At 63.3% G+C, this 20,652-nt stretch carries 19 protein-coding genes; 6 read left to right on the top strand and 13 right to left on the bottom strand.

What is annotated here, in order from left to right:
* Positions 1-19: 19 nt before the first annotated feature.
* The 8 genes from AC1DYJ_RS01150 to AC1DYJ_RS01115 all read right to left on the bottom strand — a co-directional run bounded on the left by AC1DYJ_RS01150 (position 20) and on the right by AC1DYJ_RS01115 (position 7,577).
* Positions 20-835: an ABC transporter permease gene (locus AC1DYJ_RS01150; protein WP_477279235.1), complete on the bottom strand. Its 816-nt coding sequence runs from the start codon at positions 833-835 to the stop codon at positions 20-22.
* Positions 825-1,793, bottom strand: a complete 969-nt coding sequence (locus tag AC1DYJ_RS01145) for an ABC transporter permease (RefSeq protein ID WP_477279233.1) — start codon at positions 1,791-1,793, stop codon at positions 825-827. Before AC1DYJ_RS01145 ends, AC1DYJ_RS01150 begins: the two co-directional genes overlap by 11 nt.
* Entirely contained in the window at positions 1,790-2,788 is a 999-nt protein-coding gene (locus tag AC1DYJ_RS01140; RefSeq protein WP_477279231.1) for an ABC transporter ATP-binding protein, read from the bottom strand. Before AC1DYJ_RS01140 ends, AC1DYJ_RS01145 begins: the two co-directional genes overlap by 4 nt.
* Before the next feature lie 174 nt (positions 2,789-2,962).
* Complete coding sequence (locus tag AC1DYJ_RS01135) at positions 2,963-4,117, bottom strand: ABC transporter substrate-binding protein (protein WP_477279229.1); 1,155 nt, start codon at positions 4,115-4,117, stop codon at positions 2,963-2,965.
* Positions 4,118-4,349: 232 nt separating this feature from the next.
* Positions 4,350-5,261, bottom strand: coding sequence for a LysR family transcriptional regulator (locus AC1DYJ_RS01130; RefSeq protein WP_181056415.1), 912 nt, complete (start codon positions 5,259-5,261; stop codon positions 4,350-4,352).
* 183 nt (positions 5,262-5,444) lie between these two features.
* A complete protein-coding gene (locus AC1DYJ_RS01125) occupies positions 5,445-6,062 on the bottom strand; it encodes a DedA family protein (protein ID WP_477279227.1) in 618 nt (205 codons plus the stop codon).
* Positions 6,059-6,658, bottom strand: coding sequence for a class I SAM-dependent methyltransferase (locus AC1DYJ_RS01120; RefSeq protein WP_477279225.1), 600 nt, complete (start codon positions 6,656-6,658; stop codon positions 6,059-6,061). The genes AC1DYJ_RS01125 and AC1DYJ_RS01120 overlap by 4 nt, the downstream gene beginning before the upstream one ends.
* Before the next feature lie 154 nt (positions 6,659-6,812).
* Positions 6,813-7,577 carry a DeoR/GlpR family DNA-binding transcription regulator gene (locus AC1DYJ_RS01115; RefSeq protein WP_477279223.1) on the bottom strand — a complete coding sequence of 255 codons (765 nt, stop codon included), beginning with the start codon at positions 7,575-7,577 and terminating at the stop codon, positions 6,813-6,815.
* A gap of 421 nt (positions 7,578-7,998) precedes the next feature.
* On the opposite strand from AC1DYJ_RS01115, the gene AC1DYJ_RS01110 reads away from it, so the two are divergent.
* Positions 7,999-8,883 carry a phosphotransferase gene (locus AC1DYJ_RS01110; RefSeq protein ID WP_477279221.1) on the top strand — a complete coding sequence of 295 codons (885 nt, stop codon included), beginning with the start codon at positions 7,999-8,001 and terminating at the stop codon, positions 8,881-8,883.
* Positions 8,880-11,333: a GcvT family protein gene (locus tag AC1DYJ_RS01105; RefSeq protein ID WP_477279219.1), complete on the top strand. Its 2,454-nt coding sequence runs from the start codon at positions 8,880-8,882 to the stop codon at positions 11,331-11,333. Before AC1DYJ_RS01110 ends, AC1DYJ_RS01105 begins: the two co-directional genes overlap by 4 nt.
* Positions 11,334-11,494: 161 nt before the next feature.
* On the opposite strand, the gene AC1DYJ_RS01100 is transcribed toward AC1DYJ_RS01105, so the two are convergent.
* Entirely contained in the window at positions 11,495-12,127 is a 633-nt protein-coding gene (locus tag AC1DYJ_RS01100; protein ID WP_477279217.1) for a class I SAM-dependent DNA methyltransferase, read from the bottom strand.
* 106 nt (positions 12,128-12,233) lie between these two features.
* Here AC1DYJ_RS01100 and AC1DYJ_RS01095 point away from each other — a divergent pair, with 106 nt between their 5' ends.
* Positions 12,234-13,136 (top strand): phosphotransferase, encoded by a 903-nt coding sequence (locus tag AC1DYJ_RS01095; protein WP_477279215.1) that lies wholly within the window; start codon positions 12,234-12,236, stop codon positions 13,134-13,136.
* On the opposite strand, the gene AC1DYJ_RS01090 is transcribed toward AC1DYJ_RS01095, so the two are convergent.
* The gene (locus AC1DYJ_RS01090; protein ID WP_477279213.1) at positions 13,133-14,056 is read right to left on the bottom strand and encodes a DMT family transporter; all 924 of its coding nucleotides are present in this window, start codon (positions 14,054-14,056) and stop codon (positions 13,133-13,135) included. The genes AC1DYJ_RS01095 and AC1DYJ_RS01090 overlap by 4 nt on opposite strands.
* A gap of 86 nt (positions 14,057-14,142) precedes the next feature.
* Positions 14,143-14,397, bottom strand: a complete 255-nt coding sequence (locus AC1DYJ_RS01085; protein WP_477279211.1) for a hypothetical protein — start codon at positions 14,395-14,397, stop codon at positions 14,143-14,145.
* Between the two features lie 228 nt (positions 14,398-14,625).
* On the opposite strand from AC1DYJ_RS01085, the gene AC1DYJ_RS01080 reads away from it, so the two are divergent.
* Complete coding sequence (locus AC1DYJ_RS01080) at positions 14,626-15,009, top strand: hypothetical protein (protein ID WP_477279209.1); 384 nt, start codon at positions 14,626-14,628, stop codon at positions 15,007-15,009.
* Positions 15,010-15,025: 16 nt separating this feature from the next.
* Here AC1DYJ_RS01080 and AC1DYJ_RS01075 read toward each other — a convergent pair whose 3' ends face one another.
* Positions 15,026-16,318 (bottom strand): amidohydrolase family protein, encoded by a 1,293-nt coding sequence (locus tag AC1DYJ_RS01075; protein WP_477279207.1) that lies wholly within the window; start codon positions 16,316-16,318, stop codon positions 15,026-15,028.
* Positions 16,319-16,494: 176 nt separating this feature from the next.
* On the opposite strand from AC1DYJ_RS01075, the gene AC1DYJ_RS01070 reads away from it, so the two are divergent.
* Both AC1DYJ_RS01070 and AC1DYJ_RS01065 read left to right on the top strand, forming a co-directional pair.
* A complete protein-coding gene (locus AC1DYJ_RS01070) occupies positions 16,495-18,249 on the top strand; it encodes an ABC transporter ATP-binding protein (protein WP_477279205.1) in 1,755 nt (584 codons plus the stop codon).
* An 84-nt stretch (positions 18,250-18,333) separates the two neighbouring features.
* Positions 18,334-18,774, top strand: coding sequence for a hypothetical protein (locus tag AC1DYJ_RS01065; protein WP_477425909.1), 441 nt, complete (start codon positions 18,334-18,336; stop codon positions 18,772-18,774).
* 10 nt (positions 18,775-18,784) lie between these two features.
* On the opposite strand, the gene ilvD is transcribed toward AC1DYJ_RS01065, so the two are convergent.
* A complete protein-coding gene (gene ilvD, locus AC1DYJ_RS01060) occupies positions 18,785-20,629 on the bottom strand; it encodes a dihydroxy-acid dehydratase (protein WP_477279201.1) in 1,845 nt (614 codons plus the stop codon).
* Positions 20,630-20,652 lie beyond the last annotated feature (23 nt).

Raw genomic sequence — 20,652 nt, 5'->3', positions numbered from 1 at the left:
CTCTCCCTTATCGATTGGATTATTTGCCGGAACCGGCGATCTGGTCGCCGTCGCGGGTCAGGTAGTAGGCAAACAGGATGGGCAGCAGCGTTACCAGCACCACGACCATGGCGACGACATTGGTGACCGGACGCTGGCGCGGGCGGATCAACTCTTCCAGCATCCAGATCGGCACGGTCTGCTGCTGGCCGGCGGTGAAGGTGGTGACGATGACCTCGTCGAACGAGAGCGCGAAGGCGAGCATGCCGCCGGCGAGCAGCGCGGTTGCGATGTTGGGCAGCACGACATGCCGGAAGGTCTGGAAACCATCGGCGCCGAGATCCATCGAAGCCTCGATCATCGAGCCCGAGGTGCGGCGGAAGCGGGCAACCGCGTTGTTGTAGACGACGACCACGCAGAAGGTGGCGTGGCCGAGCACGATCGTCCAGAACGAGAACGGTATGTCGGCGAGCGAGAAGGCCGAGCGCAGCGCAATGCCGGTGATGATGCCGGGCAGCGCGATCGGCAGGATGACGAGCAGCGAGATGGTCTCACGGCCAAAGAATTTCGTCCGCGACACGGCAGCGGCACATAGCGTGCCCAGGATCAAGGCAATCGCCGTCGAGATGGCGGCGACGCGGACCGAGAGCGACAGCGCTTCCCACACATCCGGCCGGTTCCAGGTGACGGCGAACCATTGCGTGGTCAGCCCCGGCGGCGGCCAGACGAAGCTCTTTTCCTCCGTGGTGAAGGCGTAGACGAAAATCAGCAGGATCGGCAGATGCAGGAACAGCAGGCCGCAAGCGGCTGCGATTTTCAGGCCGAGCGGGGCGGATTGCGAACCGTCAGAGCGCATCGAAGGCCCCCATGCGCTTGGCACCCCAGAGGTAGAAGCCCATGATGACGATGGGCACCACGGTGAAGGCGGCCGCGAGCGGGATGTTGCCGGCGGTGCCCTGCTGCGAATAAACGGCCTGGCCGATGAAGAGCCTGGATGTGCCGATGATCTGCGGGATGATGTAGTCCCCCAGCGTCAGCGAGAAGGTGAAGATCGAGCCGGCGACGATGCCGGGCAGCGCTAGCGGGAACAGCACGTTGCGGAAGGTCTGGCCCGGCGATGCCCCGAGATCGGAGGACGCCTCGACCAGATTGCCGGGCACGCGCTCCAATGCCGCCTGCACCGGCAGGATCATGAAGGGCAGCCAGACATAGACGAAGGCGATGAAAGTGCCGGTGGCCGAGACCGACAGCGAGTTGCCGCCGACGACCGGCAGCGACAGCCAGCCATCGAGCACCCAGAGCAGATGCAGCTTGGCGAGCAGCCAGGTCAGAATGCCTTCCTTGGCGAGGATCAGCTTCCAGGCATAGATCTTGACCAGGTAGCTCGACCACAGCGGCAACATGACGCCGAGATAGAACAGCGCCTTCCAGCGGCCGCGCGCATAGCGCGCAGCATAGTAGGCGATTGGGAAGGCGATGACGGCCGACGCCAGCGTGACCAGGGCCGCCATCGTCACCGTGCGCAGGATGATGTCGAGATTGGCGGCCTGGAACAGGTCGCCATAGGTCTTCAGTGTGAACTCATGGTTGATGAGGCCGGAGAATTCGTCGATCGAGAAAAAGCTCTGCGCCAGCAACGCGAACAGCGAGCCGATATAGACAACCCCCAGCCATAGAACCGGCGGCGCCAGCATGAGGAAGAGCAGCAATTGCGGCCGGCGCCAGAACAGGTCGGACAGCGCACCGCGAATGCCGCCACTGCCCGGCAGGATGGCGGGTGCGGTGGCGCGCGGCATGGCGGCGTCGAGGCTCATGCCGGCTCATCCATCAGATGCAGATGCTCGCGGTTGAAGGTGAGCACCACCGCTTCGCCTTCCGCCGGCAGTTTTGTGCCGGCCGGCACGATGGCGTGCAGCCTCAAGCCATCGGCGTCGAGCGCCAGTCTTGTGGTGGCGCCGAGATAGTTGGTTCCGACCAGGCGCGCGGCAACTCCATCGCCTTTCGCAGCGCGGCCTATTCGAATGGATTCAGGGCGCAAGCTGCCCCATCGGTGCTGGCCGGAGTAACGCTGGACGAAATCCGGCGGCAGCACGTTGGACGAGCCGACGAAATCGGCGACGAAGCGGGTCTTCGGCCGCTGGTAGATGTCTTCCGGCGTGCCGATCTGCATGATCTTGCCGTCATTGAAGACGGCGACGCGGTCTGCCATTGACAGCGCTTCGCCCTGGTCATGGGTGACAAAGACGAAGGTGATTCCGAGCGCCTTTTGCAGCGACTTCAGCTCTTCCTGCATGTTCTCGCGCAATTTGAGGTCGAGCGCGCCGAGCGGCTCGTCGAGCAGCAGCACCTTGGGCTGGTTGACCAGCGCACGGGCAAGCGCGACGCGCTGGCGCTGGCCGCCGGAGAGCTGGCCGGGACGGCGGGCGCCATAGCCGGGAAGCCGCACCAGCGACAGCGCCTCTTCCGCAGCCTTATGCCGTTCAGCCTTGCCGACGCCCTTGACCATCAGCCCGTAGGCGACGTTGTCGAGCACGTTCAGATGCGGGAACAACGCGTAGTCCTGGAACACGGTGTTGACGTTGCGGCGATAGGGCGGCACGCCCTCGGCACGCTCGCCGAAGATAGAGATCGAGCCCGAGGTCGGCTGCTCGAAGCCGGCAATGAGGCGCAGGCACGTGGTCTTGCCGGAACCGGACGGACCGAGCATGGCGAAAAACTCGCCCGGCACGATGTCGAGATCGACCGCATCGACGGCGCGCACGCTGCCGAAATGGCGAGACACTTTCTGGAAGGAAACGGCCGAGGTCATGGGCTGCCAGTCTGTTGCAGGTTTGATGTGTTGATGTCGCGCGCCGCCCTACCTCCCCCTCGATGGGGGAGGTCGCGGCGAAGCCGCGGGTGGGGGTGGCTTGGCACGAACCGCCGCAACCCCCACCCCGACGCTGCGCGTCGACCCTCCCCACGAGGGGGAGGGTAGGAGCGATTACCGCCCGCCGATGACGCCGATATAGTCAGACACCCAGCGGTAATAGGGCACGCACTGGTTGTTCTGGCTGGCGCATTTCGACACCGGCGTCTTCCAGAACTTGATCTTGTCGAAATTGTCGTAGCCGTTGGTCTTGCAGCCTTCGTCGGTCAGAAGCTCGTTGCCCTTGCAGGCGGCGGGGACGACCGGCAGCGAACCGAACCAGGCCGAGACGTCGCCCTGGACCTTGGGCGACAGCGAATGCTCGAGCCACATATAGGCGCAGTTCGGGTGCGCGGCGTCGGCCTCCATCATGGTGGTGTCGGCCCAGCCGGTGACGCCTTCTTCCGGCACGGTCGAGGCGACCGGCTTCTTGGCGGCGACCAGCGTGTTGACCTGGTAGGGCCACGAACCCGAGGCGACGACGCCTTCGTTCTGGAAGTCGTCGACCTGGATGGCGGCGTCATGCCAGTAGCGGCCGACCAGCGTGCGCTGGACGCGCAGCAGGTCGAGCGCCGCCTTGTACTGGTCCTCGCTAAGCTCGTAAGGATCCTTGATGCCTAGCTCCGGCTTGTGGAACATCAGATAGTTGGCGGCATCGGCGATATGGATCGGGCCGTCATAGGCCTGGACGCGGCCCTTGTTGGACTTGCCGTCCGGCAGATTCATTTCCTCGAAGACGATGTTCCAGCTCTTGGGCGCTTCCTTGAACACATCGGTGTTGTACATCAGCACGTTCGGGCCCCACTGATAGGGGACGCCGTAATGCACCTTGTCGACGGTGAACCAGGGTGCATCCTTGAGGCGGTCGTCGACGCTCTTCCAGCTTGGGATGAGATCGGTGTTGATCGGCTGCACGCGCTTGCCGGCGACGAGGCGCAGCGAGGCGTCACCCGAGGCGGTGACGAGATCGAAGCCGCCCTCATTCATCAGCGAGACCATCTCGTCGGACGTGTTGGCGGTCTTGACGTTGACCTTGCAGCCGCTCTCCTTCTCGAAGGAGGTCACCCAGTCATAGCCCTTGTCGGTTTCGCCGCGCTCGATATAGCCCGGCCAGGCAACGATGCTGACCTCGCCTTCGCCCTTGCCAAGCTCCTTGACCTGGGCAACGGCCTGACCGGAAAAGGTCAGCGCGACCGTCAAAGCCGTGCACGTCTTCAGAAATGAATTCATCGTCAATCTCCCATTTTGGCGCCTGACTGCGAAGCCGGTCTTCGCTGCGGTCAGCCGCAGGCTGAAAAGCGTCAGTTCGTCCGATGGACGCTTACCGCTCTGGCGGCGGTTCGGTCCCTGAATGAAAAGTGCTTGGAAAATTCCGGTTTCGCAAATTCATTTATCAGAAACACGATATCGGTTTTTCCGATAGATAGATACCGAATGCATGTCGCTCAAAAGTGACACGGTGTCAGCGCTGCTGGCGTACCGTGCGCTGCGACTGGGCGAGGCCGATGAAGTCGCGCGCCGCCTGCGGCAGGCCGGAGCCGCGACGCCAGACCATGCCGACCTGGACCACCGGTAAAGTGCCTGAGATATCACGCGATTCGATGCGGTCGCCTTCCAGCGACCATGGCCGGTAGACAAGATCGGGCAGCAGCGCCACGCCCGCACCTGTGGCGACCAGGCTGCGCACCGCTTCCACCGAGCGGGTGCGGAAGGCGACATAGGGCTTCGCGCCGATCGCGGCCAGAAGCTTGCCGGTGCTTTCCTCGATCTCGTCGACGGTGAGCATGATCAGCGGTTCGCCGGCGATATCGCCAATTCCGATAATGTCGGCGCTGGCCAGTTTGTGGCTGAGCGGCACCCACAGCCGGTAGGCCGAGACTTCGAGGATTTCCGACTGCAGCGCCGTACGGTCGCGCAGGTTCGAGGTGACCATGACGGCGATGTCGAGCTTGCCGCCGATCAGCAGGTGCTCGAGATAGTCGCCATTGTCCTCGATGGCCGAGACATCGACGCCGGGATAGGCGCGGCGGTAGCGCGCCAGAAGATCGGACAGCACATAGCCGGCGACCAGCGAGGTGACGCCGAGCTGCAGGCGGCCGCCGGCCACCACCTGGTCGTCGGAGAAAGCGCGGCGCGCGTCGGAGACGTCAGCCAGAATCTTGGTGGCATGGCGCAGAAACTGGTGGCCTTTGTGGGTGATGTTGAGGCCGCGCGGATGGCGCTCGAACAGTTCGACGCCGAGATCGCTTTCCAGCTCCTTGATCGCCTCGGTGACCGAGGATTGCGAGATGGAAAGATTTTGCGCGGCGCCCGACACCGTGCCTTGCTCGGCGACGGCAATGAAGAACTGCAGCTGGCGGATGGTGAAGGCCATGGCCGGACTAAAGCGCGTCGCGCTGAAACGGATTCATGCGACGCGCTTTAGATCTTTGTTTCGATGCATGTCGTTCTCTCAAAACCGGGACCACTTTTGAGCGACATGCATTAGACACCGGCACGGCAGGGAAGGAAAGCCGGCGGCTGGCTTATCCCTGGCAGGCTAGCTGGCGCGGCCCGCTCAGCCGAACAACAGCCTGATGCGCCGCCGCCACTCCGGACCATAACGCAAGGTAAGCATGAAGGTCGCTTCCAGCGCCACGACGATGACGATGATGCGAAAACCGATGGCATAGGAATCCCGGCCGCTGCCGCGCATGAGATAGCCGGTGATGAGAAATCCGGTGTTCCAAAGCGTGGCGCCGAGCAGCGTCGCCGCCGCGAAGGGCAAGGGCGGCAGACACAGCGCGCCGGCGGCGATCGGCAGATAGTTGCGCACCGTCGGGATGAACTGCGCCAGCAAGGAGACCCGGACATGATGGCGGCGATAGGCCTCGGCAAGCCTGCTGTAGGTCGCATAGCGCAGGCAGACATATTTGCCGAAACGCTCGACCAACCTGTCGGCACGATCGGGTCCAATCCTGCGTCCCACGGAATACCAGACAAGGCAGCCTGTGATGGCGGACAGCGTCGTCACCAGGAGCAGGACCGCCAGCCTCGATAGATCAGGCGCTGCCGTCATGCCGAGAAAGAGCAGCAGAACATGCGAGGGCGGCAACGGCAGGATCTTCTCGGTAAAGGCGAGGCAGGCGACGCCGAGCAGGCCGAAGCCGAGGATCGCCGACAGCGGATCGGTCATGAGAAGCGCCAGTCATAGGTTTTGAGATTCTTGATCCTGGACACCTTATACACCGTCGCCGGCGGGAAATTGCGGAAGATCCGGCCAAGCCGGGTCGCTTCCAGGTCGAGCCTGTCGAGCAATGTCTGGTCGAAAGGGCAGCGGCCGCCCAATGTGTATTGGTAGAGGGCCGCGCCCGGCCGCAGAGCGTCGAACACGACTTCCAGTATAGCGAAAGCCTTGCGCGGTGACATCAACCGAAACGGCAGACTGCTGATGGCGGCGCCAGCCACCGGGCCGTCGCACAGCGGCGGATGGCGCAGACCCACCGCATCCATTTCGAAAATGCGCGCGGCGGGGAAGCGGCGCGCTAGCAGCGAGGCAAAGTCTGGGTCGGCTTCTATCAGGATTAAATCCTGCTCCCTGACACCACGCTCCAGCAGTGTCCGGGTAAACGGACCGGTGCCGGGTCCAAGCTCCAGCACCGGACCGGTCTCGGGGCCGATCTCACGTGTGATCAGGGCCGCAAGGCTGGACCTGGAGGGGGTAACGGCGCCGAGCCGGAGCGGCGCCAGTGTCCAGGCCATGAGGAAAGACAAGGCGTCATTTGCGGGCATGGTGACCTCACTGCTGATGCGGGCGATTCACTTGGGTCCGCGTTTCGATGAGTCGCTGTTTGCGGCGACCGGATTGCATGAACATTGCGAGGCGCAGCTTGAGCGAAAGATTTTGTCGCGCTCCGCTCTCCGGTGCTCGGGGGATCAGAATTCGCTAAGCGGCTGCGATGCTGAGGCGTGCACCAGCCTCCGCCAGGGCAGCGGCGATGTCGCGCGGCGGCGGCTGGTCTGTGGCGAGTTCGGAAAAGCCGTCGAAGCCGCAGACCTGGACCAGCCCCTGGCGGCCGAATTTGGTGTGGTCGGTGATGACCAAGGAACGCTGGCCGCGCGACAGCACCATGCGGGCGAACTCCGCCTCGTCCAGATCATAGTCCGCAAGGCCTGCGGCGGCATCGACAGCACCGATGGAAATCACCGCATGGCTGACCGAGAAGCGGCTGACAAAGTCGATCGCCGTGGCGCCGAAGGCTGCACCGGAATCGCTGCGCAGCTCGCCGCCAGCCATATAGACCTTGTTGCCATTGACGGTGGCCAGCGTGCGGGCGATGTCGGACGAGTTGGTGACCACCGTCAGCCGCCGGTGGCCGAGCAGTTCGCGCGCCAGGAACGATGTCGTGGTGCCGGTATCCAGCATCACGGATTCGCCGTCGCGGATGGTGGCGGCAACCATGCGGGCGATCAGCCGCTTGGCCTCGGCATTGTCGCGCATGCGCCGCTCGAACGGCGCTTCGCCGGTCATCGACGGCAGGCCGATGGCGCCATGCATCTTCAGCACCGAGCCATTGCCGGTGAGCGGCTTGACGTCACGGCGCACGGTTTCAAGCGAGACCCCCAGCCGATCGGCCAGGCTGGCAATGGTGACGGTGCCCTCTTCCTTCAGGAGACGGAGGATTTCGCCATGCCGTTTCGAATGGATCATGTGGCTTCCCGGATTTGCTGCGATGACCGGTTCTAAGGCAATACAGACGTTTTTAAAGGAATTGGAGGTGGTTTCGGGCAAAACACCCAAAAAAAGTCACAACATTTGATTGACACCCGGGCGGCACTGGCATGACATTGATGGTGTGACAGGCTTCGGAACTGCCACGGGAGGGTGATGGCAGAGCCGCAATTCACGGACCGGACCGTCTGGCCAGACCGTCTGGGATTGATCTGGCACAAAGGTTTTTCGAATCCGCGGGGGCGGAGACCGGGTATCAAAGCCTGGCCAAAGGGGCTCGTCGGTGCGGCGCTGGACAGAAGTTCCCGCGGCTCGCACCGACGAGGTTTTTGCGTTTCCCCAGCCCTGATTGCGCTATTCCCTCCGCCTTGTCGTGTCTCCGCCAAATCAGGGGTGGCCCGTGACTGCTGAAGATCGCATCCGGGCCTTGCCCTGCTGGAACGGCAGCGTCGACATTGCGCCGCTGCCGGGCGGCCTCAGCAACGCAAACTATCTGGTCAAGGACGCGGCCGGGCGGCACGTCGTGCGCTTCGGCCAGGACTATCCGTTCCACCACGTCTTTCGCGACCGTGAGGTGATGACGGCCCGCGCGGCGCACGCCGCAGGGTTCGCGCCGGCGGTCCACCATTCCGAACCCGGCATCATGGTGACCGAGTTTCTCGGCGCCAAAACCTATGTCGCCGAAGACGTGCGCGCCAATATCGGCCGCGTGGCCGCGCTGATGCGCGGGTTCCATCGCGAGATGCCAAATCACATTTCCGGCGCCGGCTTCATGTTCTGGGTCTTCCATGTCATCCGCGACTATGCGCGCACACTGAGCGAAGGCGGCAGCCGCAAGCGCGACGAGCTGCCACGGCTGCTGGCGCTGGCCGATGAACTCGAACGGGCGCAGAAACTGCTGCCGATCGTGTTCGGCCACAATGATCTTTTGCCGGCAAATATTCTTGACGATGGCAAAAGGCTGTGGCTGATCGACTTCGAATATGCCGGCTTCAACACCGCGATGTTCGATCTCGCCGGCGTTGCCTCCAATGCCGAGATGAGCGACGCCGAGTCCTTTGCCTTCCTCACCGCCTATTTCATGCGCGAGCCGGATGAGGCGATCCGCCGCTCGCACGCCGCCATGCAATGCGCGTCGCTGCTGCGCGAGGCGATGTGGAGCATGGTTTCCGAGCTTTATCTCGATGCGCCTGGGATCGACTACATCGCCTACACCGCAGAAAACCTGACGCGGCTCGACGCGGCGCTCGACAATTACCGCACGAAATACGGGACACAGCCATGACCTTGCCCAGCCAAGCCGGCATCGTCGTCATCGGCGGTGGCATTATCGGCTGTTCGACAGCCTATCATCTGGCGCGCGACCACAAGGCCGATGTCGTGCTGCTGGAGCAGGGCAAATTGACCTCCGGCTCGACCTGGCATGCGGCCGGGCTGGTCGGCCAGTTGCGCTCGTCGGCCTCGATCACCCGCGTGCTCAAATATTCGGTCGAGCTCTACAAGGGGTTGGAGGCCGAAACCGGGCTCGCCACCGGCTGGAAGATGACCGGGTGCCTCAGGCTCGCCACCAATGCCGACCGCTGGACCGAATACAAAAGGCTGGCGACGACGGCAAAAAGCTTCGGCATGGACATGCAGTTGCTGTCGCCGGCCGAGGTCAAAAAGATGTGGCCGCTCCTGGAGACCAGCGATCTCGTCGGCGCATCCTGGTTGCCGACCGATGGCCAGGCCAGCCCCTCCGACATCACGCAGTCGCTGGCCAAGGGCGCGCGCATGCATGGCGCGAAACTGTTCGAGGATGTCCGCGTCACCGGCTTCGACATGAAGAACGGGCGCATCACCGCGGTAAAGACCAACAAGGGCGACATAGCCTGCGACAAGGTGGTGAACTGCGCCGGGCAATGGGCGCGCCAGGTCGGCGCCATGGCCGGCATTTCGGTGCCGCTGCAGCCGGTCAAGCACCAATACATCATCACCGAAAAGATCGAAGGGCTGGCGACCGACGCGCCGACCATCCGCGACCCCGACCGCCGCACCTATTTCAAGGAAGAGGTCGGCGGGCTGGTGATGGGCGGCTATGAGCCGAACCCGCAGGCCTGGGCCACCGGCCTGCCCGGCGGCGATGTGCCCGACGAGTGGGAGTTCCGCCTGTTCGACGACGATTACGATCATTTCGAACAGCATATGAGCCAGGCGATCGCGCGGGTGCCGGCGCTGGAGCGGGCCGGCGTCAAGCAGATGATCAACGGACCGGAGAGTTTTACGCCGGACGGCAATTTCATCCTCGGCGTGGCGCCGGAATGCGCCAACATGTTCGTCGGAGCCGGCTTCAACGCCTTCGGCATCGCGTCGGGCGGCGGCGCCGGCTGGGTGCTGGCGCAATGGGTGGTCGACGGCGAGGCGCCACTCGACCTCTGGGTGGTCGACATCAGGCGCTTTTCCGGCCTGCACCGCGACCGGCAATGGGTCAGCGACCGCACGCTGGAAGCCTATGGCAAGCACTATACGATAGGCTTTCCGCACGAGGAGTATGTCTCGGGCCGGCCGCGCATCGTCTCGCCACTCTATGACCGGCTGAAGCTTCACCGCGCCGTCTTCGGCTCCAAGCTCGGCTGGGAGCGGCCGAACTGGTTTGCGCCCGAGGGCACCAAGCCTGAAGACATCTATTCGATGGGCCGGCAGAACTGGTTCTCAGCCGTCGGCGATGAGCACCGGCATGTGCGCGAAAAGGTCGGCATCTTCGACCAGTCCTCCTTTGCCAAATACGAGATGACAGGTGCGGATGCACCGAAGGCGCTGGACTGGATCTGCGCCAACGATGTCGCCAAGCCGGTGGGACGGCTGACCTACACGCAGCTTCTCAACACGCGCGGCGGCATCGAAGCCGACCTGACCGTGGCCAGTCTCGCCGAGGACAAATTCTACATCGTTACCGGCACCGGCTTCCGCACGCACGATCTCTCCTGGATCGGCGACCATGTCGACAAGGATCTCGACGTGACGCTGAAGGACGTCACCGAGGATTTCGGCACGCTGTCGTTGATGGGCCCGCGGGCCCGCGACGTGCTGGCAGCGGTCACGGAGGCGGATGTCTCGAATGCCGCCTTCCCGTTCGGCCATGCGCGCGAGATCGGGATCGCCGGCCATACGGTTCGGGCGTTGCGCGTCACCTATGTCGGCGAGCTCGGCTGGGAACTGCATGTGCCGATCGCGGCGACCGGCGAGATCTTCGATGCGCTGATGGCGGCCGGCGCGAAACACGACATCCGCCCGATCGGCTATCGGGCGCTGGAATCGTTGCGGCTGGAGAAGGGCTATCGCGCCTGGGGCTCCGACATAACGCCCAACGACACACCGAAGGAGGCCGGCCTCGGATGGGCAGTGAAGCTGAGAAAAAACACCGATTTCGTCGGTCGCAGGGCGCTGGAAAAGACCAGCGGCGCCGACCTAAAGAAACGCTTTGCCGGCTTCACGGTCGACGATCCCGGTATCGTGCTGGTCGGGCGTGAGACGATTCTGCGCAATGGCGAGCCAGTCGGCTATCTCACCAGCGGCGGCTATGGCTACACGCTGGCTAAGAACATCGGCTATGGCTATGTGCGCAATGCCGACGGTGTCAGCGACGACTTCCTCAGCTCAGGCGACTATGAGCTGGTGGTGGCGATGGAACGGACGCCGGCCAAGATCCATCTCGAGCCGATGTATGATCCGTCGATGAGCAGGATCAAAGCTTAAGGTGTGCCGATATTCAGGTGAGGCCGGCCTGCAAATGGCCGATACCTCCGCTTCCGGTGCTCGCGTACATTCAGTACGCTCCGCTCCGGTTCTCGTTATCGACCATTTTCGACTCAGCCTGACCTGAATCTCAACACACCTTAACGCGCGTCGGGTGAGATTCAGCTCACGCGCAACACAAGACCGCGGCTTGGGACCGTGTCGGCTTCGCCAGGCATCGAGATATAGGGCGCTGTCTCCTCGGCGCGAACGATCCTGCCCTCGGCTTCCAGTGCTGCGATGCGTTCGGCAAAGCCGGCGTTCCACAGCGTGTTCTTGACCGTCAGCACGATGACGCCGCCCGGCCGGCAGATGCGGATCAGTTCGTCCAGCCCCTCGGCGCCGACATGGCCGGAGGTGAAGACGCCGGCCGAAACGATGCCGGCATAGGCATTGTCGGCAAAAGGCAGCGGGCCGCCGAGCGCCAGGCAATGCAGCGCCGAATAGACACCCTTTGCCGCCGCCTTGGCCAGCATGCCCTGCGAAATGTCGAGCGCCTCAACCTTGGGGTAGCCGGTAATGGCCAGCCATTCGCCGATCAGCCCGGTGCCGGCGCCGGCATCGAGCAGCGGGGCGGCACCACGCGGCAAATGGCGGGCGAGCAGAGCCAGGCAGATTGTCGGGTGGCGGTAGCCGGCGGCCGACATGTCGGCATCGTAGGTTTCCGACCAGTTGTCATAGATCGCGGCCACGTCCTCGGGCCGTTGCGCCGCATAGGCGGCGCCGAGCCCGCCATGATCCTTGTTTCCCGCCATCGCTGTTTCTCCGCCAGCTCGATGCTCACCCTCGAACCGATGATAGCCAAACGGCGAAAACTGTGGAACCGTTATCGAAAGAAATAACACGCCAGGGGCAACAGGCATGGGGATGGACGAGGCACGCGCAACACTTGCCGCGATTCCGGCACTGGCCGGCTATGACGGACCGCTGGAGCGGCTGGGCGGGATGACCAATCTCGTCTTCCGGGCCGGCGATATCTGCCTTCGCATCCCCGGCAAAGGCACCGAGGAGTACATCAACCGCGCCAACGAAGCGGTGGCGGCAAGCGAGGCGGCCAAAGCGGGCGTCAGTCCCGAAGTGCTGCATGTCGACCCCAAGACGGGCGTGCTGGCGAGCCGCTTTGTCGCCGGTGCCGAGACGATGTCGCCGGAGAAGTTCAAGCTTCGGGCCGGCAGCCCGGCCCGCGCCGGAGAAGCCTTCCGCAAGCTGCATTCGTCCGGCGCGGTGTTTCCGTTCCGCTTCGAGCTGTTTGCGATGATCGACGACTATCTCAAGGTTTTGTCGACCAAGGACGTGGCCTTGCCGCCCGGCTACCACGATGTTGTGCGCGAATCCGACGCCGTGCGGGCGGCGCTTGCCGCCCACCCTTTGCCGATTGCCGCATGCCATTGTGATCCGCTGTGCGAGAATTTTCTCGATACGGGCGAGCGGATGTGGATCGTCGACTGGGAATATTCCGGGATGAACGATCCGCTCTGGGATCTCGGCGACCTCTCGGTCGAAGGCAGGTTCGACACAGCGCAAGAGGAAGAGATGATGCGCGCCTATTTCGGCGGCGAGGCAAAGCCGGCCGAACGCGGCCGTATCGTCATCTACAAGGCGATGTGCGACCTGTTGTGGACGCTGTGGGGATTGATCCAGCTTGCCAACAACAATCCGGTCGAAGATTTCCGCGCCTATGCAGACGGCCGTTTCGCCCGCTGCAAGGCGCTGATGGAAACGCCGGAGTTTTCAAGGCACCTGGCGGCTGTGCGCAAGGGTTAGTTCACGCCTTTCGGCACGTTCTCCGGCGGCACCACCGTCTCGACCACCTTCTGGCGGTGGAAGATGAACAGGCCGGCGAGAACGACGATGGCCGAGCCGATCAGGATGCGCGGTCCGGGCACGTCGCCGAAGAAGGCCAGGCCGAAGATCACGGCCCATAGAAGCAGGCTGTAATGCAGCGGCGCCAGCGTCGAGGCAGGCGCCAGTTTCAGCGCTCTCGTGATCATCAGATGGGCGCTGCAGGAGACGATGCCGAGCAGGAGCATGGCGCCGAAATCGAGCGCCGAAGGGGTCTTCCAGGCGCCGATGGTCATCACGGCGCCGACCAGCAGTGTGCCGATGGTCTGCCAGGTGACCAGCGTGGTGTCGCTGGTGCCGCGCAGGCGACGGCTGAGAATGATGGCGAAGGCGAAGGCAATGCTGCCGACCAGCGCGAAGAGCGAGGACTGCGAAAACGCCGCCGAAGAGGGCTTCAAGATGATCAGCACGCCGCAGAAGCCGACCAGGATGGCAGCCCAGCGGCGCCAGCCGACCTTTTCGCCGAGCAGGAAATGCGACAGTGCGGCCACATAGATCGGCCCGGCCATGTAGAAGCTCATCACATCGGCGAGCGGCAGATAGACGACGGCGGCATAGAACAAAGCGGTATCGACCGTCGTCGCCAGAACGCGCAGAAGCTGGAGGATTGGCCGCTCCATCTGGAACAGCTTGCCCGCGCCTTGATTGGCGATCATCGGCCCGAGCACGATGAAGGCGCCGATCGAGCGGATCAGCACCACCTGGCCGACGGAGAAGCTTGCGACCAGCCATTTGCCCATCGCGTCGTTCAACGCGAACATGAAGTCGCCGGCCAGCATCAGGAGAATGCCGGCCAGAAGCAGGTTCCTGATCGTAAAGTTGCGGGCAAGCGACTGGGCCATGCGGCTCCCTAACCGCAAGCGGCTGCTTTTGCGAGGGCAATCGGTAAGACCAGCGGCGGAAATCCGCTGTAGATATGCCTCTCGGGCTATTTTGGCCGCGGCCGGATGATGATCGGGCGATAGATGATCGGCCTGGCCCAGGGATCGAAAGCCGAAACGCTTCTGAGTTCGGCGCGCCGGTCGAGATCGATGCGTTGCAGGCACTCGGCAAAGGCGTCGTTCTTCTTGGTGAAGCCATAGGACCGGCATTTCGCCTCATCGGCGGCGCGGCGGTCCTCCACTGTGGTACAGCCCGCGCAAGCCGCCGCCAATGCCAGCGCCATCACTGTCTTTTGCCACATGCCATCCTCCTCGAACAAAAAGTGGAGGCTTACTGTAGATTTAATTGTGGCCGGACGAAGCATGCGACCTTGATGCAGATGCAACGGCCTGTTGGGCCTGAATTGAACGCAACTGGCGCCGAGAGATGTATTTCACAGACCGCTAATGCAACATGCCGGATGCTGCCAGCGGGCCGGGGTGACATCAGGATTGTCTTCGATTGCCCTCGCGCCCCTATGGAGGGTGCAATGCAAACGCAGAAACGCATTCCCGAGAAGAAAAAGCACTGCTACGGCGCGGTCATCGAAACGCGGCGCGGCAAGAAGGTGACGCTGAAGCTGACCTGTCATGGCAAGTGCACGGACGGCAAGTGCAAGAAGCAGTCGCGCAAAGACCATCACGGCACGACAATCACCTGGTGCGGCTGCAACGACCAGCCGGAAGGCTGCAACATCTTTATCGAGAAGAAGCACAATGGCGAGGAACGCTTCGACTGCTTCACGCTCGGTTGCGGCGAAGGTAGCGAATGTCTTCCCGTCGAACAGGGATCGAGCGAGGAGGATGGCGTGAAGACGACCATCTGGGTCTGTGCTTGCGTCCGGACCAAGAAACCGCCGGCTGTTGCTGCCTGACCAGATCAAGCCCTGCCTATGACAGAGCACCGGCGGCGTTGTGCCGCCGGTTGACCTCGCGCGGTCGGCCGGCAATCGACAGCCGTGTCTCCTGTTTCGTGCGCTCGGCCACCACCTTGCCCCTGGCGACGACGCACAGCCGTTCGGCGCGCAGGCGCAAGGCTTCGATCGGGTTGCCGGCGTCGAGGATGACGAAGCTGGCCCGCTTGCCCACGGCAAGACCGAGATGATCGAGACCCATGATGGCGGCGTTGACATTGGTGACCATGTCGAAGCAGCGCGCCATGTCGGCCGGGCTCGACATCTGCGCAACGTGCAGGCCCATGAAGGCGACGTCAAGCATGTCGGCGGTGCCCAGCGAATACCAGGGGTCGAGCACGCAATCCTGGCCCCAGCCGACACGGATGCCGAGCGCAAGCATTTCTTTCACCCGGGTCAGGCCGCGGCGCTTGGGAAACGTATCGTGGCGACCCTGCAGCATGATGTTGATCAGCGGATTGGGGATCGCCGACACCCCGGCCTCGGCAATCAGCGGCAAGAGCTTGGAGACGTAATAATTGTCCATCGAATGCATCGAGGTAAGGTGCGACCCCGCCACCTTGCCCTGCAGGCCTAGGCGCTGCGTCTCATAGGCAAGCTGTTCGATGTGGCGCGACAGCGGATCGTCGGTCTCATCGCAGTGCAGGTCGACCATCAGCCCGCGCTTTGCCGCTATTTCGCACAGTTCGGTGACGGAGCGGGTGCCGTCGGCCATGGTGCGTTCGAAATGCGGAATGCCGCCAACGATGTCGACACCCATGTCGAGCGCGCGCAGCGTGTTCTGCCGCGCCGTCGGCGAGCGGTAGAATCCGTCCTGCGGGAAGGCGACCAGTTGCAGGTCGATATAGGGCGCGACAATCTTCTTGACGTCGAGCAGCGCCTCGACCGCGAGCAAACGGTCGTCGCAGACATCGACATGGGTACGGATGGCAAGCAGGCCCATTGATACCGCCCAGTCGCAATAGGCGAGCGCGCGCTCGCGCACCGCTTCATGCGTCAAAAGCGGCTTCAGCTCGCCCCATAGCGAGATACCCTCAAGCAGCGTGCCCGAGGCATTGATGCGCGGAATGCCGTAGGACAGCGTGGCGTCCATATGGAAATGCGGATCGACGAAGGGCGGCGAGATCAAATTGCCGTGGGCATCGATCGCCGAGCCGGCGCTGACATGCAGTTCGGGCTCGATGGCGACGATCGTCTCGCCGACAATGCCGAGATCGGCGACGGTGCCATCGGGCAGCGTTCCGCCGCGCACAACAAGGTCGAAATCCATCTGTCGTCATCTCCCTGAAGATCGAACGTCACAATCGTGGCGCAAGAGACACCGTGCGCCAGCCGCCAGCCGCCGCGACAGCGAAAGGTTCCATCCGGCCACAACTCGCTCTATAAGCCGCCTTTCGCCCCTGTGGCGAATCCGAAATTCGTCTCAGTCAGGCATGGGATCCGCCATTGTTTCGCTTCTTCCGCTCGACGGAAAACCAGCGCCTCATCGCGAGGCTGGTCAGGGAATCCTTCCACGACCACAAATTCGGCTATGCCGCCGCGATTGCGTCGATGCTGGTGGTGGCCGCCATGACCGGCGCCAGCGCCTGGATTCTGCGCGAGATCACCAATGAATTCGTGATTTACAAGAGGCTCGACCGCGTCAACCTGATCGCCGGAGGGGTCGCCGCGATCTTCGTCTTCAAGGGCATCGCCAATTTCGTCCAGGCCTATTTCATGAGCCGCGTCGGCAACGCCATCATTGCCGACCGACAGCGCAAGATCTATGACCGCATCCTGGCGCAAGGCATCGAATTTTACCATTCGACCTCGTCGTCCGACCTGATCACCCGCATGACCAACAATGCGCAAGCGGCGCGCAGCGTGCTCGACCTCGTCGTCACATCCTATGTGCGCGATCTGTTGACGATGGTTGTGTTGGTCGGAGTCATGGTCTGGCAGCAGCCGGGGCTGTCGCTGATCTGCTTCGTCATCGGGCCTGTCGCCATTTACGGCGTCAACCACATATTGAAGCGTGTGCGCAAGATAGCGAAGCAGGAATTCCGCTCGCTCGGCCAGATCGTGCAGGTGATGCAGGAAACGGCAATCGGCGTGCGTGTCGTCAAATCCTTCGGTCTCGAAGGCGCGATGCGCAAGCGCATGTACAAGGCGGTGTCGGACGTCGAGAACCGCGCCAACAACATCGCCACGCTGGAGGCCGCCACCAGCCCGGTGATGGAAACGCTGGCGGGGCTGGCCATTGCCGGGTCGGTCCTGGTCAGCGGGCTTCTGGTGCTGGAGGGCGGCCAGATGCCGGGCAACATCATGGCCTTCATCGCGGCGCTGCTTTTGGCCTATGAGCCGGCAAAGCGCCTGGCGCGCGTCCGTATCTCGCTGGAGAGCGGCATTGTCGGCGTGCGCATGATGTTCGAGCTCGCCGACCGGCCGCTGACCTTGGCCGAAAAGCCGGATGCAAAGCCGTTGCTGGCCGGGCCGGGCGAAATCCATTTCGACAAGGTCAGCTTCGCCTATCCGGAAAGCCCGCCGGTGTTCGAAGGACTGGATCTGACGCTCGCGGCCGGCAAGATGACGGCGCTGGTCGGGCCCTCGGGTAGCGGCAAGTCGACCATCCTCAATTTGATCATGCGCATGTACGACCCGCAGGGCGGCAAGGTGCTGTTCGATGGCCAGGACATCTCCGACGCCACGCTCGCCTCGGTGAGGGAAAAGATCGCCTATGTCAGCCAGGACACGTTCCTGTTTGCCGGCACGATCATGCACAACATCCGGCTCGGGCGCGAGGGCGCCACTGACGAGGAAGTAATGGCCGCCGCAAGGGCCGCCAATGCGCATGACTTCATCAGTGCCCAGGCGAAAGGTTATGACACGGATGTCGGCGAGAACGGCGCGCTGCTGTCAGGCGGCCAGCGCCAGCGCATCTCGATCGCACGCGCCATGTTGCGCAATGCCGAGATCCTGCTGCTCGACGAGGCAACCAGCGCGCTTGACGCCGAGTCGGAAGCGCTGTTCCGCGACGCGCTGCAGCAGCTGACGGCCGGGCGCACCACCATCGTCATCGCCCACCGCCTGTCGACGGTGCACCAGGCCGACACGATCGTGGTGCTGGAAGCCGGCAAGGTGGTTGAAAGCGGCGCGCATCACACGCTGCTCAACCAGGGCGGGCTGTATCAGAAGCTTTATGAATATCAGTTGATGCCATAACGGAGTGCGATTATGCGCGCTGCTCGGCTCATGTCCTTTCTACGATCCGTCTTGTTGGGCACCTTTGCCGTGCAATCTCCTGCCATGGCCCTCGACTACGACAAGGCGCATCACCTCGACGCAGAGAGCCTCGCCGAACAAGGAATCGCAAAGACCTACCAAGACGTTTTGCCGGAGCTTCGGCAATATGTGAAAAACCCAATCGCAGTCGAGGAGAGCGTAGACACCTACGCTTCACGATACGCCGTGCGCGCGGCTGGCCAGGAGTTCGTGATATACGCGCCGGATAGTGTGGGCAGCGAAGACAAAAGCTGGGGCACGGCCACTTATGTCTTCTTCAAAATCATCAATGACCAACTCACCCATTCGGGCGTGCGATACTACGCGCTCAACGGTGGAAACGACCTGTTCGGCATCTTCTTGACACCATCACAGGCGGAAGACGCAAAGCGATCGCTGCCAACCCGTGCGGATTGGCCCTATCTTCCCGATCCGAAATCGCCTTGGTACGGCCAGCACCACTAGCCGGGCAGGATCACTCCGGCACGTGCCGCACCGCGCCCTTGTCAGCGCTGGTGGCGAAGGCGGCGTAGGCGCGCAGCGCGGTCGTCACCTTGCGCTTGCGCTTTTCCTCGGGCTTCCAGGCCAGGGCGCCCTTGGCCTCCATCGCCGAACGCCGAGCGTCGAGTTCGGCATCGCTGACCGCCAGGCGGATGGTGCGGTTGGGGATGTCGATCTCGATCGTATCCCCTTCCTGCACCAGTCCGATGGTGCCGCCTTCCGCGGCTTCCGGCGAAGCATGGCCGATCGACAGGCCGGAGGTGCCGCCGGAGAAGCGGCCGTCGGTGACCAGCGCGCAGGCCTTGCCGAGGCCCTTCGACTTCAGATAGCTCGTGGGATAGAGCATCTCCTGCATGCCGGGGCCGCCGCGCGGCCCTTCATAGCGGATGACGACGACGTCGCCGGCCTTGATTTCGTTGGACAGGATCGCCTTCACCGAAGCGTCCTGGCTTTCGAACACCCGTGCCGGGCCGGTGAACTTCAGGATCGATTCATCGACGCCCGCCGTCTTCACGATACAGCCATCGACCGCCAGATTGCCTTTCAGCACGGCAAGGCCACCATCCTTGGAGAACGGCGTCTCGGCCGAGCGGATGACACCCTTTTCACGATCGAGATCGAGATCGTCCCAGCGGCGGTCCTGGCTGAACGCCACTTGCGTCGGCACGCCGCCGGGGGCGGCGAGGAAGAAATCGCGAACGTTCTGGCTCGTGGTGCGGGAAATGTCCCAATGGTCGAGCGCTTCGCCAAGGCTCGCCGTGTGGACCGTCGGCAGGTCGCGGTTGAGCAGCCCGGCATTGTCGAGCTGGCCGAGGATGGCCATGATGCCACCGGCGCGGTGGACGTCTTCCATATGCACGTCCGACTTGGCCGGCGCCACCTTGCACAGCACCGGGACGCGGCGCGACAGCCGGTCGATGTCTTCCATGGTGAAATCGACCTCGCCCTCGTGGGCGGCGGCCAGAATGTGCAGCACGGTGTTGGTCGAGCCGCCCATGGCGATGTCGAGCGTCATGGCGTTCTCGAAGGCACCCTTGGAAGCGATGCTGCGCGGCAGCGCGCTCTCGTCATCCTGCTCATAGTAGCGCTGGGCGAGATCGACGATGAGATGACCGGCCTCGACGAACAGCCGCTTGCGGTCGGCGTGGGTCGCCAGCGTCGAACCGTTGCCCGGAAGCGACAGGCCGAGCGCCTCGGTCAGGCAGTTCATCGAATTGGCGGTGAACATGCCCGAGCACGAGCCGCAGGTCGGGCAGGCCGAGCGTTCGATGACCTTGACGTCCTCGTCCGAGATCTTGTCGTCAGCGGCCGCGACCATGGCGTCGACGAGATCGAGCGCCTGCGTCTTGCCGGCAAGCACCACCTTGCCGGCTTCCATCGGCCCGCCTGACACAAAGACGGTCGGGATGTTGAGGCGCAGCGAGGCCATCAGCATGCCAGGGGTGATCTTGTCGCAATTGGAGATGCAGACCATGGCGTCGGCGCAGTGCGCGTTGACCATGTACTCGACGGAATCGGCGATCAGCTCGCGCGACGGCAGCGAATAGAGCATGCCGTCATGGCCCATGGCGATGCCGTCATCGACGGCGATGGTGTTGAATTCCTTGGCGACGCCGCCGGCCTTCTCGATCTCGCGCGCCACCAGCTGGCCGAGGTCCTTGAGATGGACGTGGCCGGGCACGAACTGCGTGAAGGAGTTGACCACAGCGATAATCGGCTTGCCGAAATCACTATCCTTCATGCCGGTGGCACGCCACAAGCCGCGGGCGCCGGCCATGTTGCGGCCATGGGTGGTGGTGCGGGAGCGATAGGCAGGCATGAACATTCCTTAGCTGGCTGGCT

Source organism: Mesorhizobium sp. P2_B11, from assembly GCF_056404855.1.
This window is presented reverse-complemented; position numbering and strand designations above follow the sequence as displayed.